This is a genomic window from Flavobacterium beibuense F44-8, assembly GCF_000769915.1.
Lineage (GTDB): Bacteria > Bacteroidota > Bacteroidia > Flavobacteriales > Flavobacteriaceae > Flavobacterium > Flavobacterium beibuense.
Window position 1 is genome coordinate 177,685 of record NZ_JRLV01000009.1, and the last position, 16,863, is coordinate 194,547.

Annotated in this window: 13 protein-coding genes; 4 read left to right on the forward strand and 9 right to left on the reverse strand. The window is 37.1% G+C overall.

Translation table 11 applies throughout. From position 1 onward, the window contains the following. Positions 1-4 precede the first annotated feature (4 nt). Positions 5-949, reverse strand: coding sequence for a YihY/virulence factor BrkB family protein (locus Q763_RS09990; RefSeq protein ID WP_035133817.1), 945 nt, complete (start codon positions 947-949; stop codon positions 5-7). A gap of 293 nt (positions 950-1,242) precedes the next feature. On the opposite strand from Q763_RS09990, the gene Q763_RS09995 reads away from it, so the two are divergent. Beyond that, complete coding sequence (locus Q763_RS09995; RefSeq protein ID WP_035133746.1) at positions 1,243-2,517, forward strand: NAD(P)/FAD-dependent oxidoreductase; 1,275 nt, start codon at positions 1,243-1,245, stop codon at positions 2,515-2,517. 159 nt (positions 2,518-2,676) lie between these two features. Here Q763_RS09995 and Q763_RS17730 read toward each other — a convergent pair whose 3' ends face one another. From Q763_RS17730 to Q763_RS10030, 7 genes are all read right to left on the reverse strand, one after another. Beyond that, complete coding sequence (locus tag Q763_RS17730) at positions 2,677-4,431, reverse strand: serine hydrolase (RefSeq protein WP_232297519.1); 1,755 nt, start codon at positions 4,429-4,431, stop codon at positions 2,677-2,679. 111 nt (positions 4,432-4,542) lie between these two features. After that, entirely contained in the window at positions 4,543-5,025 is a 483-nt protein-coding gene (locus Q763_RS10005; RefSeq protein ID WP_035133747.1) for a hypothetical protein, read from the reverse strand. 18 nt (positions 5,026-5,043) lie between these two features. Next, complete coding sequence (locus Q763_RS17475; RefSeq protein WP_052123364.1) at positions 5,044-5,511, reverse strand: hypothetical protein; 468 nt, start codon at positions 5,509-5,511, stop codon at positions 5,044-5,046. Further along, positions 5,511-5,885: an NTF2 fold immunity protein gene (locus Q763_RS17480; RefSeq protein ID WP_052123366.1), complete on the reverse strand. Its 375-nt coding sequence runs from the start codon at positions 5,883-5,885 to the stop codon at positions 5,511-5,513. Before Q763_RS17480 ends, Q763_RS17475 begins: the two co-directional genes overlap by 1 nt. A gap of 29 nt (positions 5,886-5,914) precedes the next feature. Beyond that, a complete protein-coding gene (gene tamL / locus Q763_RS10020) occupies positions 5,915-8,251 on the reverse strand; it encodes a translocation and assembly module lipoprotein TamL (protein WP_035133748.1) in 2,337 nt (778 codons plus the stop codon). Continuing rightward, positions 8,244-13,331, reverse strand: coding sequence for a translocation/assembly module TamB domain-containing protein (locus Q763_RS10025; RefSeq protein WP_035133749.1), 5,088 nt, complete (start codon positions 13,329-13,331; stop codon positions 8,244-8,246). The genes tamL and Q763_RS10025 overlap by 8 nt, the downstream gene beginning before the upstream one ends. 99 nt (positions 13,332-13,430) lie before the next feature. Beyond that, positions 13,431-13,997 (reverse strand): pseudouridine synthase, encoded by a 567-nt coding sequence (locus tag Q763_RS10030; protein ID WP_035133750.1) that lies wholly within the window; start codon positions 13,995-13,997, stop codon positions 13,431-13,433. Between the two features lie 110 nt (positions 13,998-14,107). Here Q763_RS10030 and Q763_RS10035 point away from each other — a divergent pair, with 110 nt between their 5' ends. The 3 genes from Q763_RS10035 to Q763_RS10045 are packed head-to-tail and all read left to right on the forward strand — an operon-like array spanning position 14,108 to position 15,360. Then, entirely contained in the window at positions 14,108-14,569 is a 462-nt protein-coding gene (locus Q763_RS10035) for an SRPBCC domain-containing protein (protein ID WP_035133751.1), read from the forward strand. A 29-nt stretch (positions 14,570-14,598) separates the two neighbouring features. After that, positions 14,599-14,913 (forward strand): ArsR/SmtB family transcription factor, encoded by a 315-nt coding sequence (locus tag Q763_RS10040; RefSeq protein WP_035133752.1) that lies wholly within the window; start codon positions 14,599-14,601, stop codon positions 14,911-14,913. A 15-nt stretch (positions 14,914-14,928) separates the two neighbouring features. Next, positions 14,929-15,360, forward strand: coding sequence for an SRPBCC family protein (locus tag Q763_RS10045; RefSeq protein WP_035133753.1), 432 nt, complete (start codon positions 14,929-14,931; stop codon positions 15,358-15,360). Between the two features lie 25 nt (positions 15,361-15,385). On the opposite strand, the gene Q763_RS10050 is transcribed toward Q763_RS10045, so the two are convergent. Then, positions 15,386-16,666, reverse strand: coding sequence for an acetyl-CoA C-acetyltransferase (locus tag Q763_RS10050; protein ID WP_035133756.1), 1,281 nt, complete (start codon positions 16,664-16,666; stop codon positions 15,386-15,388). Positions 16,667-16,863 lie beyond the last annotated feature (197 nt).

Here is a 16,863-nt window from a genome sequence, read left to right on the forward strand (position 1 = left end):
TTTTTTATCTGGATTTGCTCTCCCTGCTACGGAGAGCTGTTATGGGGAGCACTTTTACTTCCTTTTCGGTTTCTTTTTCCTCTACATACACTGCATAATCGGCTGGTTTGATGGCCGAACCAATATGTTCTGAATAGGCCTTTGTAAATTCGGCACCAATGTACAAAATAGCTGCCGAGAAGTATACCCACAATAATATAACTATTATAGATCCGGCTGCTCCATAAGGAGATCCGGCTGCCGTAGTTTCAATATATAAGCCTATAAGGTACCGACCCAGCATGAAAAGGCAGGCTGTAAAAAAAGCACCAACTCTTACATCTTTCCAGGAAATTTGGGCATCGGGCAGTACTTTGAATATTACCCCGAATAAGACGGTTATTACCCCGAAGTTGATGAGTATATCGGCAACGTTAACTAATATAATGGCTATTTGCGGGAAGTAAGATCTCATGGTGTCACTTAAAGCGAGCAATACACCATTTACCAGTAATGATACTATTAGAAGAAATCCAAGCCCAATAATTACTGAGCCCGAAAGCAATCGGTTTTTAATAAGTTTTAACCATCCTTTTTTTGGCTTGGCTTTTAGTTTCCATATCATATTAATGGAATCCTGTATTTCATTGAAAACTGTTGTAGCACCAATAACAAGGGTAACCGCTCCTACAATCATGGATATATTGGTTTTACCAGATAGTTCGAGGTTTTGAATAATGTTTTGTATTTGTGAAGCAGCATCACTGCCTATAAGTCCGTTAATTTCGGCAAAAACCTTTCCTTCTACGGCTTCCTTACCAAAAAATAGTCCGGTTAGTGATATTATCAGTAAAAGTAGCGGAGCAAGCGAAAAAACCGTATAGTAGGACAGTGAGGCACTCAGTTTTAGTCCTTTATCCTGCATAAAGCCGATAAACGTATCCTTTATAACTTTTATAATAGGTTTCATGAGTTTCCTTTTAGAATATGCGATCATGGGAGGTGTGTTTGTTGTGTGACTAAGTTATTAAGCCTGTTTTTTAAATACTATAATATTAACATTCTTATAAGGAACTTAGATAATTAAAAACACTTTTTAAGTGTAAATTTTAACCTACACTTTAAAAACCCAAAGTTTTCATAAAACTTACAATTTAAGCTGATTACGTATTGTTACTAATTTTTTAAGCAGTAAATTTATAGTACTTATATAAGTAAGTAAAAACTTATATAAAGCATGTACTATCACAAAAAATCGCATCTATGAGAATTGTAATTATTGGCGGAGGTTTTGCCGGGATCAATTTAGCCGAAAAACTCGCCGGGAATGAAAACTTTAAGGTAACGCTGGTAGATAAAAATAACTATAATTTTTTCCCGCCGCTCATCTATCAGGTAGCTACGGCTTATTTGGAGCCTTCGAGTATAAGCTACCCATTCAGGAAACTTTTCAGAAAAAAGAAAAACATACAGTTTCGTCTTGCCGAATTTCATTCGGTTAACATGGCTGAGAATAAAGTAATATTAAGTAACGGCGAACTGGAATATGATAAGCTTGTTTTTGCAACCGGGGCAGAGAGTAATTATTTCGGAATGGAAAATGTAAAGAAAAATGCCATTCCGATGAAAACGCTTAATGATGCTATTGAAATGCGTAATAAATTATTACAGCGCATGGAAAAGGCAGCTATTTGTAAAAACAGTAAGGAACGCCGTAAGTACTTAACTATTGTTGTAGCCGGTGGCGGACCAACAGGTGTGGAGGTATCGGGTATGTTTGCCGAAATGCGTAATGGTATTTTACGTAAGGAATACCCTGAACTATCTACAACAGTGAGTAATATTTACCTTGTTGATGGCGGACCTAATTTGTTAGGCCCTATGAGTAAGGCTTCGCAGCAAGATACTCTTGATGCTCTTACTAAACTTGGGGTTATTGTCAAGCTCAATACACGTGTTACCGATTATGTTGATGATGTGGTACACTTTGCTGACGGACAAACCATAACCACAAAAAACCTTATTTGGGCAGCAGGTGTATGGGCTAAGGTATTTGAAGGGCTTCCGCAGGAATGTTACGGCAGGGGCAGAAGAATGTTAGTTGACGGACATAATAAAGTACAGGGCACCGAAAATGTATATGCTTTAGGAGATACCTGTATAATGCTTAATGTTGATAAAGCTTTCCCTGATGGGCATCCGCAATTGGCACAAACAGCTATACAACAGGGAATGCACCTGGCAGAGAATCTTAAAAGGGAATTAAAAGGAGAAACATTAAAACCTTTTAAGTACAATGATAAAGGCTCAATGGCTATTATAGGTAAAAATAAGGCAGTGGTAGATTTACCTAAGCCTGTTATGCACTTTAAAGGCTTTATTGCATGGTTAATGTGGTTGTTTATCCACGTGATGTCGCTTATAGGCTACCGTAACAGGTTTGCCACAGCCTGGAACTGGATGATTGCTTATTTCTCTCAAGATCAATCACTACGTATGATTATACGGCCTAATAAGCGTAAAGGCGCTATTAATTAGGGAGTATAATAACATAAATAAAGGGAATATCTCAAAAAACACTAATGATTACGCATTGTCATTTTGACGATAGGAAAAATCTCTTCTAAAATTAGTTTGAGATTCTTCATTTCACTGCGTTACATTCAGAATGGCATTTTTGAGATATTCTCTTTTATATTATTTGTAAGGTATATAGTTAAGCCATTGCCACGGCATATATTTATCGGCAATGCTATACTCTAAAAGCTCTTTAAAAACACTCTCGGCATTATCAGAATTGCTCATAATCAATATCCCTTTTCCTGATTTAGGGAAGATAATGGAGTAGTGCTGGAACCCACTACCGTGACCTCCTTTAAAAACACCTACGCCATAAGGAGTTTCAATATAACCCCACCCAAGTCCGTAGCTTAATTTTATATTCTCATATTTATCAGTAGTAAGTTTAGCACCTTCATTAAACTGGGTAAGAGAGTTTATTTTTACCTGTGGGCTAAACATCTCATTGGTCGATTCCTTACTGATTAATTTATTATTAAGCACAGCGGTTAAAAACTTCACATAATCACTAAATGTAGTTTCCATAGTACTGGCCGATCTGGGTTCGTTATCCTTGTCCTTTTCATAAAGGCTTCCGTCTTTAGCATGCCCGTAAGCAAAATCCTTTTCAAACTCAGGTTTCCATTCAAAAGCAGAATTATTCATTCCTAACGGTTTGAAAATATTTTCCTGAACCAGTTCTTCCAGGTTTTTACCGGTAATCTTTTCCAGTACTACCTGCAGGTAAACAAAGCCTTCACCACTATAGGAGTATTTTTCACCCGGAATACCGTGTACCTTTAATTTCATATCGGGTTCAAAAAATCTCCAGTTAATAAATCCGGTAGTATGGGCAAGGCACATGCGGGCAGTTATTTTATGATACAGGCTATCGGTTTCTAACCCCCTGTAATCGTCATGCCATTTGGTTTGCGGCTCGTATTGATATATTTTTTTGGGCAGGTAGGACTCAAGCGGAGTATCAATATCAATCACACCATCTTCAACCATTTTCATTGTTAAAACAGCAAATACAGCCTTACTTAGGGATGCTCCATAAATACTTGTAGAATCGGTTAGGAGTAATTTTTCTGAAGCATCCTTATATCCGGTTACATGTTCATATACCGGTTGATTGTTATTAAATATAGCTACTGCCATGCCTGTTACATTAGCCTCTTTTGTAAGGTGGTCAACTTTGTAGCTAACAGAATCTTTTATAATAGTACTACCGTCTAAGCGTTCAATAGTATTGTTGCTTTTGGTATTACAGCTACTAACAAAAGCCATAATGAGAATAACAGCCAGTATTTTTGAGGTAGCTCCTTTTTTATATTTTAAAAACGGAATAGATAACGGGTAATAGCATTTGTCCTTTTTCAATACATAAATGATATTGAATATTACTATTGCAATGCAAATAGGTACAGTGAGTATGAATATTAGGAATCCTAAGCCTGCTCCTACAGTCATTAAGGCAACAAATGATAATACTGCATAAATTAATACCGAGATTTGGAAATTGATGACCTTTATACCGTGTTTGTCATAAATAGGATTGTCTTCTCTTTTATGTATCCAAAGGAAAAGAGGTATTAATACATTACATAACGGAATGAAAAGACCTAAAAGAGGGGTGGCATGTATTAGTAACAGCCATTTCTTTTTTATGGTTTCTTCCTTTGGGTCATCCAGGGGTAATAAGTCGTTTACTTCAACATCAAGGGCTGCGGCAAGCAGTTTAATGGTATTAAGGTGCGGATTCACATCTGCGTTCTCTATACGTTGTATAGTACGCACGGTAACATTTGTTCTTAGGGATAGTTCTTCCTGAGATAATCCTTTAATTTTTCTCTGATACTTTAATCTTTCGGCAATTGATTGATTCTTCATGATTTTTAGTTTTAGATTATGAAGCAAATGTATCCTATCCGGCCTGTCTTTACCCCGACATTTACATGTCATGTATCTGTCATTACCTATAAATAAAGGGGTAGCCGTTTATTATAGCCATTTCTTTTCATTTTCTGTTGCGTCGAGTATATCAATGTCTAAAGCTAGTTTAAAGTGTTCTGCAACTTTAAAAGCATCCTCTTTACTATTGGTTTTATAGAAAGTAATGTGCTTATTTCTGTTATAAAATAAGTTGAGTAGTATTACTTCAGATGACGTTGTAGCTTCTGCAGTTACCACACGTACAGTTTGATTTTCTTTAGTTCTGAATACCGAAACATATTCAAATTCAGGTATGGGTTTCCAGCTGCCAACAGTTATTCCAAAAACAGACCTGATTGTTCTGTATGTTTTTGAAGTAAGGTTTATTTCAGAACCTTCTTTAGTAGTAAGGCCTGCACCTAATACAATCATAATTACTCCCATAATTAGATCTCCGGTAACTAAAAGTGCAAATCCTAAAATCATTAATGCGTATCCGAAAACAGTTTTAGCCACAGGGGCTTTTTTTGTGTAAGTAATAATATTATCCATTTGTGTTTATATTTTATATTATGCATTTCCGTTAACTTCAAGGTCAAATAGTTCTCCGGTATCAAGGTTGTATTTTACATTCCAGTAAAAACTTCCGCCATCAGCTACGGTTATTCTGTCTTTAAGCCATAACTTTTTTGCCATTTTATCTACATTCTTCCAAAAGCAATTGATAATTAATATGCGGTTACCGTTTTCATCTATATAACCAAAATACTGTCTAAGGTATTTGTTTAGGTTTTTATGTATTACAGGAGTGTCATACTGGTTTGTTAATAGGTAGTTCAGTTCTTCCAGTTTTGTACGTAATGCCATTTCGGCTTCTGTTATATTTTCATGAGTAGGGGTAAACCTTTTTTCGGGAAGTAGTTCCTTGTATGTTTCCGGGAAAATGGCAACATCAAACTCTTTTGTTTTATAATGTTCTGCTTCCTGAGAAAAGCAAAATGTTGTGAATAGTATAAAGTAAAGTAAAATACCTTTCATTATTTGCTGTGGGTTACTCTTAAAATTGTTCCTGTTCTTTCGTCAATAATACATACAAAAGTACCTCCTCTAAATCCTGTTTGTAGAGTACCGTTTATTACCCAGTAATTATCAATATGGTGTATTTCGTAAGGGCGTTGTTTTATAATATTTTCTTTTGTGTATATCCCGAAAAGTATTGGCTCTGCAACACTTATTGCTGTGAGTGTATCTTTAATGATGATGTTTTTACCATTAACTAAGTTATGACTGTTATCCTGTAAAGCTTCCTGCAATTCCTGTTTAGCATGGTCTATACCCAAGAGGATACGGTCATTGGTTTGTGCCTGACTTTTAACAAACAGAGTAAAGACAAAGAATAATTCGTATTTCATATAGTTGGTTTATATACAAATATATAAAACTAGAAAGGATAGCCAATAGCAAGATTAAATACCAGGTTATCTTTACGCCAGGTTTTACTACCCATTTTTACGTCGTCAATAACCCATTCGTACCTGTTAGTATTGTAATTAAGGTTTCTTATAGGGAAGGCTCCGTCTAAACGAAGTACGAGGAAGTCAAGATCGAGCCTTAAACCTAAACCGGTACCTACTGCAAGCTGATCCATAAAGCCTGAACTGAACTCACCTCCGGGCTTATCATCTTTTTTGTTCCAAAGCCATACATTACCGGCATCTACAAACACGGCTCCGTGAATAATACTGTATAGTTTGGCTCGGTATTCCAGATTAAGTTCCAGCTTAATATCACCCGACTGATCGGGTAGGAAAGTATCCTCAAGAGGTTGCCCATCACTGTCTTTAGCATAATATACCCCCGGACCTACAGATCGTGCCCTGAATGCTCTTAAACTATTTGTACCTCCCGAGAAAAACTGACGTATAAAAGGCAATTCTGTAGAGTTACCATAGGGGACACCTATACCTGCAATAACACGGGCAGCTAGTTTTGAGTCTCTACCCAAACGCATATAGTACCTAAACTCGTGTTCTGTTTTGGTATATTGACTAAAAGGTACTCCCAATATACTTATTGTGTCTCCTTTTTTAGCATTAGCTCCCGTTACTAAACCGCTTAGTGTACCAGCCACTTCTACAGAGCCTTTGTAGTATATAGTATGCCTTTTATACTTTCGGTTAGTATTGGTAAAAGTGTAGGAGTAAGATGGGGCTATAATAAGCTGTTTGTCTATTACCCTTTGTAGAGAAGGGATAGAATCCGCCTGTTGTTGGTATTCATCTGTAACGTTATTGGGGCTCACATAGTTTACATCAAATACATTTAGCTGATGTTCTTTTGTAGCATCTTCCTTCCATAAGTAACTAAACTGCGACCTGAATGAGTTTAAAGCATATAGGTGAATCCTTTTTTGGTATTCATAATTAACCAAGGCTCTTGTTTTTGGTACAAATGCACTAGGCGAATGTACCGGAAACGGGGTGATAAAACGCGGCCATACTAAACTGGTTTCTCCACCTACGCGGTATATGTTATAGCCCTTGTTTTGTCCGCCCATTTGTACTTCCAGTCCGCCAAAGGCAGAAATACTCAAAAGTTCAGCTCCCTTAAAGGTGTTACGGTTGCTCCAGTTAACAGTTAGTTCAGAACCATTGTAATTAGCTGAATTGGTTTTTGCCGAAAGCTCTGTTCTAATCGACTTTTTAGGCATAGGGGTAAGATAATAATAAGCATCGAGAGTATTATTAAGGGAATCGTTTACTTTAAACTCATTTTTTACAAACCTAAAAGTTCCTAAGCTTATCAATCTGCTAAGGGATAGGTTATGATCGTTCCTGTTATATAAATCTCCTTTATGGAAGTAAAGGGTACGATCGTATATAAGAGGTTTAAAAGTATTATGCGGATCTATTATCGTAAAATCCTTGTATTGTTGTGTGGAATCAGTAAGAGTTGTTTTAGCTCTAATAGTGTCTCTGCTATCGTTAAGGGAGTAGTTAGGATAAATATATATATTGTTTATTCTATACTGTCTTTGAGCTTTTTCGGGAGTTTCTTTTTTTACTATTAACTTCATATCCACCTGATGGTCTCCTACAGTACTATCGGCCCTTACCAGTATATAGTCGGGATTAAAAAAGTAATAGCCCTTTTGTTTAAGGCGCTGGTCTATACGGTCGCGTTCATCTTTAATAACATCAAGATCATAAGGACGACCTTTTCTAAGTCGGGTTCTGCGCTGGGTTCTTGCTACAGCACTATCTAGTTGAGTAGAAGCCGAATCTTTAGGGAACTCTACATTACGTATTTTATATTGCCATTTTGGTTTTACGGTATAAATCGCCTTTACTTTTTTATTTCCTGTAGAAGTAGAATCAGCCGATGTTCTTGCCTTAAAGTAACCGTTGTTTTCCACATGGCTTTGTAGCACATCGGCATTATAATCCATATCTACCTGCCCGAACAATACAGGCGGTTCACCCACTTTATTACGCAGCCAGTACCTAAAGCCTTTATCTTTTTTAGGTTCTCCTGCTATGTTGTATAGGTATAGTTTTATTTTAAGTCCCAAAAACGACCTGTTTGGCTTTGGTCTTGCCAACTCTTCCATTTGCGCTTCAAGGTCTTTACGTTCACGTCTGGACATAGTGGTATCTTCCACTTTAACTTCCGCTCCGGTGTAAAGCATTTCACCGTCCTGCAGATAGCGGGTATTGCTACAGCTATACAGGATAAGCAGTAGAAAAGTAAAGAGGATGTATTTTGATATGTTACTCATTATTTTCTTTTTTGGCAGCTCTTTTATCTCTGGCTTCACGTTTCTCACGTTCTTCCTGTGCTTTTTCTTCCTGTTTTTGACGCTCTCTCAATTCTTTCTCCCTTCGTTTTATTTCCTTTTCTTCTTCAGTTCTGTGGAACAGTTCCCTGAATTTATTGTAATCCATAGTGATGATAAATGCAACACCGGTTTCAACTACCTGTCCCTGTACGGCTACCTGATATTCGTCTTTCCTATAGGCCCTAACCATGTAACGTCCGTCCTTAGTAAGCTGATAGTCTAACGAAACATCTCCGGCTATGTTAGTGGTTTCCTCATTGGCTTGTTGAGGTCCTTCTAAACCGAAACTACTACCTACGGTTACTTTAAGCCTGTCATTTAGCAGCTCCTTAGAAACCCCTACATTAAGGTCGGTCCTGTTTTCACGTTGTCCTGTAGTGTAATCTTCGGTAGATTCCAAATCGAAATTAAGTTCAAACCCATTTATAAGGTCTCCTGCAATATTATTAAGTTGTTGGGAGAGGAGTTTACTCACACTTTGTCTTGCAATAGCTTCGGTACTTGTGCCTGCTTCGCTTGAAAACGGATTCTCATTGATAAAATGGTTTAACAATAATAAGGCAAATACCTGTTTGTTGAGATCGGACGATTGCTGACGTAGTTGTGCCAGTTTTGTTTTTGTATTATTGATAATGTCGGACGATACACCATAGTTACCATCCGGTAATATAATATCAAACGATAGTTCTGGTTTAAGCAATTCACCTTCCATTTTAAGTACTGTTTGGAAAGGTATTTTTTGTTTATAAGTATTCCTGATGGAAGGGGAGGCTGTTGCCAGTTCGTCGCCTAACAGGTCTATAGGGGCGGCTTCTACCTCATAAATGGCAGTGATGTCTATAGTAGCTTCAGTAGGTTCACCAGTCCATAAAATATAACTGTTTTTTTGAATGTCAAATTTCCTTTTCAGGAAGTTGAACGACATCCTGTAAGCACCGTCATTAAATTCATAACGCCCTGTAAGCGTTGTTTTACCCGAAGGATCTATACCGCCATTTAGTTTGGCATCACCCTTTAGTTCCAGGTAATCACCATTACCTTTATCAATAATCAGGTTAAGTTCGGCCTCTTTGTTTACCTGTATCGCTACCGATACGTCTATACCTAATACATCACTTTGGTTTACGGTTTCTTCAATTTTAAGACGTTGTTTTAAAGCAGCATTATCTTCATCTACAAATTCCACAACACCCTCCCTGTCGGCAATACCGGGGTCTGATTGTGGCAGTACTACTGTAAAATCAGTATTTTCATCTATATTGATGTTACCGTCTATTACAGGGGTTTGTAAGGTTCCTTTAATGTTGAGGTGGGTATCAAAGTATAGTGTACCGTAATAAAAATCGTTATCCTTTTCGGTAGAGTTCACCGCCTTAAAATTTTCGGCATCTACTGTCATACCAAAATTATAATCGGTATAATCAGTAGTGGTAATCTTTCCGTTAAGTATCATCAGGTTTTTATCCTCATCTTCAATACTAAAGTCATTAAAAGTAATGGCATTATCATTTAGCGTAATATTATCGTTCATGGAATTGAAGTAGGAGTTAAGCTGTGTAACCCTGAAACCTACATCATTAAAATCTAATGTTCCGTTTACAATAGGTTTTGCAATAGTTCCCGTAACCTTAAAATTACCCGATAGATAACCGTTACCGTCTTTAAGCGCTCCAAATGTAAAAGCCTGTACACTGGTTGTGTTCAGTTTTCCCATATCCAGATTAAGATCGAAAGACTTAGAAGTTGAGGTATAAGTCCCGTTTAAGTTTACTTCATTACCATTACCTGTAATGTTTACATCGGCATTATAGACACTGGAAACCGTATTGTCTACCTTAATTTTTATATCGCCTATAGTATCTTTACTTATAGCAAAGTTGTCAATGCTAAGGTTTGATACAAATACCGGATTAGTGGTTATATCACGTAATTCGGCATCACCATTAAGAGTACCACTTAATTTAAGCTCCTCTTTTTGTATCATGTTTGTAATGGTCTCAATTTTAAAATTGTCCAGTTCAACATTTAACGGAGCGTTAGGCACATCTTCCTTAGACTGTATTTTTATAGTACTGTTCTCATTGCTTATTTCACATAGGTTGGCATAAATACCATCCTTACCAAAGCGCATTACGTTTTCGGGGTTTACATCCCATAGGTTGTAATTAAGCCTTAAACCTTCGGGGTATAATGAGATTTCAGTATTATCGCCTTGAGTCCTTAATTCACCCGAAACCAAATAATGCTCTTCATCTTTGTTGTCCAGTACCTGTATATGGTAGGTTAGGGTATCGTTTTTTAACCTTCCAGTAATGCTTGTGTGAGGTACTATAAACTGTTCGTTTTGTACTTCATCTATCACAATATTGTAAGTAAGGCTGTCTTTTTGGGTGGAGATATCTATAGTACCTCCCGAAATGGTATTAGATCCGTAAACCAAGCGTGGTATTGAGCCTTTAATGCTAAGGCTGTCTATACCACTCCTGTAAGAAGCGGTTAGCTCTACAGGCTCAATACGGGTTATTTCGGGGATAAGTTTTGTAATGATTGGGTCGTTATCAATTCTGAGCTTTAAATCGAAGTTTTGTTCTTCACTTACTTTTTTAGGTTCGCCCGAATTTATATCATAATACTTGGAAACAGTGTTTGTTATAGCGTTTGCCAGTTCGGCAGGGTTATATTTCCCTACTATAGAGGCATCGACAATTTGCGAACTAAGCCTTATAGAGTCTTTCTCCGGAGATGATACTGCAAACAGTTTAACCGAATCAAGTACAATCTCTTCCCTTGGTGTTACCACCATAAAATCATACAGGTTTACCTTACCGTTCAGGTTGGCAGGGTTGGAGTCGGTTATATAGGCATCCAGATTACCACGCATTTTTAACGGACCCGCATGCAGATTGAGTTTATCAAGGTCTATCAGGTCGGCATTAATTTTAATGGTTCCGTTAGGATAATTACCGTCAAAACCACCATTAGCCACAACTTCAAAATCTAGGTTAGGATCTTTCATCGTGGCGGTAGCATCAAACTTACCATTGTTAACAGTACCTTTTACTTTGAGGTCTTTGTATAGGTAACTGTTATATTCGACAGCTATTACATTAGCATCAACTTCTGCAGTGGCTGTTTGCATATTAAGTCCTTTACCTTTAACTGTAGCTTTAAGACTCAATTTACCTATTGAATCATTTTTTAAAAGTCTTCCCAAATCAAAATCAGTAAGCTCAGCATCGGCATCATACACTTCAGCATCTTTATTTCTTCTGTCAAATGTGGCTTTTACATTGGCTTTACCATAGGTGCTGTTAAGGTTAAAGTCGGCGTTAAAATTTTCAAGAGTTCCTTTAAACTTAGCTTTTACAGCAAGCTCTTTAGGTAGTTCTATATTACTTGGTAAAGTACCCTCCGGAAGGAAAAGAGCAATATCATCAGCTGTTGAGGTAAACTCCCTTACATCCATATCAAAATACGCCTTTTCAATATCGGGTAGCCCCGTTATTTTTCCACTGGCAGCAATAATAGTATTGCCTACACCTCTTATTTCGAGATTAGGGATGGACAGGTTATTTACCCTGCCATTTACTTTACTGTTAATATACATAATACCGTTAGGATCGCTTTTAAACGGATTGGTATCGGCTAGGGTAGGGACAAACAACAGTATATCCTTAAAGCCTATGTGGCTGCCTTTAATATCAGCATCTACAGCCATTTGCCCTATGTTATCACTAAGAAATTCAAGGGAAGGGTAACTCACAACTATTTTATCTTTTACTTCAGTTTGTGGGGTTTTTAGGTATAAATCGGTTAAGCTTGCACCTTTATTGGTATAGGTGAAATTAGTTGTTAGCTTTTCAAGGTTTACTCCGCTTTTATCCTTAACGGTAAACGACTGTATATTTCCTGCAATACTATCGGTAGCATAGGAAAGCTTTTTAGCTTCCAGATTAAAATTAGTAATATCAAGGTGTTTGTAATCAATCCCTTTTGCTACGGGAGCCGAATTGTTATCATCAAAACGGAAGTTTACATCTTTTATAACTGTTTCATTAAGCCTGAATTTCCAGTCGTTTGATGAGGTTGTTTCGTTATCAGTAGTAGTATTTTGTATTGTTTTACCCAAAACCAATTCACCTCTTAAACCGTTTATCTCAAGGTTATCTAAGTCAATATTCTGTTTGTTTAAGTCAATGTCATTTACCTTAGTGATGAGGTTGTTTAGGGTAAGTTTTGTATCAAGTTTACTACCATTGTTTAGGTAACTAACATCTATATTGGTTATGTTTATATCCTTTAACTTAAGCTTTAGGTTAGATGATTCAGTAGTTTTATTAATAGTGTTTTGAGTATCACTTAAAACTTTTTCGACACTACCTTGAGTTAGGGTTAATTTGAGTCCGTCAAGATTAATTTCGGGGATATCAAAATCCATTTCATCCAAATCAAATTTCCTGAATTCGGTATCAAAATGAGTCAGGTTGGCACTAATGTCATTCTTAGAAATATCGTCTTTAAAAGTTACTCTAATCCTGTCCAGCTTTATATCTTTAACCGATATTTTCATTGGGGTAGCCGTAGTATCTTTTGGTTCATCTGTTGCAAAAGCATTAATAATGTAATCAAAATTGAAGACAGAATCCTTATCCCTGCTAACATTGGCAACAATACCCTGTAGGTTTACCGAGTTGATCTCCAGTTCATTTTTAAATAATTTGAACAGGCTTACATCCACCGCCAGTTTTTCGCCTGCTAACAGTGTGTCTCCCTGCTGGTCTTCAAAATAAACGCCTTCCAGTATTATTTTTTTTGGAAGCCCTATTTCTATTTTATTTACATCTACATCGGTGCCTATTTTCTTTTCAAGATAGGTAACGGCTTTGTCTTTAATTATGTTTTGGAAGTATGGGATTTGTAAGAGCAGGACAATGAGAAGAAATAGCCCTATTAAAGAGCCTATTATCCAAAGTATAATCTTTATACCCTTACGTACGTATTTTTTGTGCTGTTCCTTCATTATATCACCCTAAAAGTAGGACAATTTGAACAGTATAATTTTAAAGTTTTGCTAAAATACTTACAAAAATGATCGTTTGTAAGGTTTTGTGTTCAATTCTTATACTTCTATGGAATCAATCTCTATGGCTTGGCCGGGTTGAAGTTCTCCCAGTACTATTTTTCCAACACGAACCCTTACCAGTCGTAAGGTAGGAAAACCAACTGCCGATGTCATTTTTCTTACCTGCCTGAACTTGCCTTCGGTAACTGTTATACTAACCCACGATGTTGGTCCGTGGCGCTCATCCCTTATTTTTTTACCACGTTCCGGCAAGTTTGGAGCTTCATTTAAACGGAACGCTGTACAGGGTAGGGTAGTGTATTTTTTTCCTTTAAATCCAATCTCTACTCCGTTTTCCAACTGTTTTACAGCCTCATCAGTTATCAGTCCGTCAACTTGGGCATAGTACTCCTTTTCTACTTTTTTACTTCTAACCACTTCACTCATCCATCCGTCTGTAGTAAGTATTAGTAAGCCTTCGGAGTCTTCATCAAGCCTGCCTATAGCCATAGTGCCCTCTGGGAAATCATGTAATTCTCCTAACAGTTTTTTATTTCGTTTAAGGTTATAAATAAACTGACTTAAGTATCCAAATGGCTTATAAAGTAAAAAATGATGGTGCATAGTATAAGTTTGTGCAAATGTAAAAAACTCATAAATTATTTTGTGTAACCAAATGGTTTCTTATATTTGTAACCGAAAGGTTACTTATTTTTAATTCAAAAACAAGTTATATGAAATCAACTCAATTAGAAATTCAGTGCTCAATGCAAATTTTAAAGCCGGTAAACGAGGTGTTTGAGGCTATAGTGAACCCTGAACAGATGATTAATTATTTTATATCGAAGAGTTCAGGAAGGATGGAGGAAGGAAAAAACCTTACCTGGAATTTTCCAGAAATTGAAATGGATGTACCTGTAAAAGTAGCTAAGATTATTAATGACAAATATATTTCTTATTACTGGGAGAATGGTGAAAGTACCCAGCTTGTAGAGATGAACTTAAAGCCTTATAAAGATGGATTTACGGTAGTAACTGTAACCGAAAAAAGTATGGAAAATACTGAGACCGGTATAAAATGGCTTAAGGAAAATACCGAAGGATGGGCTAATTTCCTAGCCTGTCTTAAAGCGTGGTTGGAATATGGTATTCATTTGCGTAAAGGCGCTTTTGATTATCGATTTGAGAAAAAATAATTATTGAATAAAAAGAGAATACAATATAGATGAGAAGAGATGTTTTTCAGGCTATTGCCGATCCTACCAGAAGGGAAATTATTAACCTCTTAGCCCAAAATGAGCTGAACCTTAATGCTGTTGCCGATAATTTTGAAATTAGCCGTCCTGCTGTATCTAAGCATATTAAGATACTTACCGAATGCGGACTGATAGTCATTAAGCAACAGGGTAGGGAGCGTTATTGCCGTGCCGAACTTAAAAAACTTAAGGAAGTGGCCGAGTGGACTAACCTATACAGGGAGTTTTGGAATGAAAAACTGGATGCTTTAGGTAGCTTCCTTGAAGATGAACAAACTAAATAAAATAAATTATTAATTATGGAAACAACAACTAAACCATTGGTAATGGAGCGTACATATAATGCTTCTGCCGAAAGAGTATGGAGTGCCATTACCAATGTTGAAAAAATGAGACAATGGTACTTTAACCTCGAAGCTTTTGAAGCCAGGGTTGGCTTTAAATTTCAGTTTTCTGCTTCATGTGATGACAAAGAGGTTTATGTACACCTTTGTGAGGTTACAGAAGTGGAGGAAGGTAAAAAGATTACCTATAGCTGGAAGTATGAAGGCAGAGAAGGTATGTCATACGTAACATGGGAACTTTTACCGGAAGGGGATAAAACCAAACTGATATTAACCCATAGAGGACTGGAAACATTTCCTGCTCACGAGAATTTTACAAGAGATTCTTTCAATGGCGGATGGACTCACTTTTTGGGTACTTTACAGGATTACGTGGAAAACAATTAAGAAAGAAACCGGCTTTATGCCGGTTTTATTTTTCCAGTATAACGGTCATTCCCTGTCCGCCCGCAGCACACACAGATATGAATCCTTTACCTGATCCTTTTTCATGTAATAGTTTTGCCATAGTTGCCAGTATACGACCTCCGGTTGCTGCAAACGGATGTCCTGCAGCAAGGCTGCTTCCGTTTACATTGAGTTTACTTCGATCTATGGATCCCAAATTTTCATCAAGTCCGAATTCTTTTGTAAACTCCGGACTTTCCCAAATTTTTAAGGTAGCCAGTACCTGTGCTGCAAAAGCCTCATGTATTTCATAAAAATCAAAGTCTTGCAGCTTCATTCCTACTTTCTGTAGCATTCTTGGTGCTGCATATATAGAGGAGAGTAGTAGGTTTTGTTTGTTTTCTACATACTCAATAGCTGCCATTTCAGCATGTGTTATGTAAGCCAATACAGGTAAGTTGTGTTGTTTTGCCCATTCTTCACTTGCCAATAAAATACAGGAAGCACCATCAGTTAGGGGAGAAGAGTTCCCTGCAGTAAGACTACCGTTTTCTTTATCAAAAGCCGGAGGAAGTTTAGCCAGTTTTTCTAAAGAGGTATCTCTTCGTAAATTATTGTCTATAGTGAGTCCATTATAAGGGGTTATCATATCGTCAAAAAATCCCCTGTCGAGAGCAGCAGCCATTTTTTGATGACTGGATAATGAAAAAGCATCCTGTTCCTCACGCGATATTTTATAGTACTTAGCAGTATATTCAGTATGTCCGCCCATTGAAAGACCTGTACCGGGTTCTATGTTCATTGGAGCGATAGGAGTGAAGTCCTTAAGTTTTATGCCAAAGAGTTTTTTTATTCTGTCGAAAGAAGATTTACTTCGCCTCACAGATAAAAGAATATTCCTGATATGTTCATTCAGTACCAATGGTACATTGCTGGTAGAATCAACTCCTCCTGCTATACCACATTCTAACTGACCCAAAGCTATTTTGTTTGCTATATACACAGCTGATTCTATACCTGTGTTACAGGCCTGTTCAATATCGCATGCGGGTGTTTTGGGATCAAGAGAAGTAGATAGTACACACTGTCGCATTAGGTTGATTTCCCAACTGTGTTTAATAACTGCCCCTCCAGCCACTTCGCCAAGCAACTTGCCGGATAGACTATATTTTTCTATAAGCCCGTTTAAGGTTGCTACCATCATATCTTTGTTCCCTGCATTTACATAAGCTGTGTTTTGCCTAGCAAATGGGATCCTGTTATAGCCTACAATGGCTACTTTTTTGGCTTGGTTACCTGTAAGCATAATCGTTTGATTTAGTTATACTAATTTACGAATTATACTCCATAGGGGTAATAAAAAAAGCGGCCAATAAATGACCGCTTTAAACATTATAGGTAGTTTGTTAAGTCCTTATTTCTTCACGATAATAAACTCAGATCGTCTGTTTTGAGCATGTTGCTCTTCAGTACAGTTTTCTTTACAATCAACAAGTGGTTCGC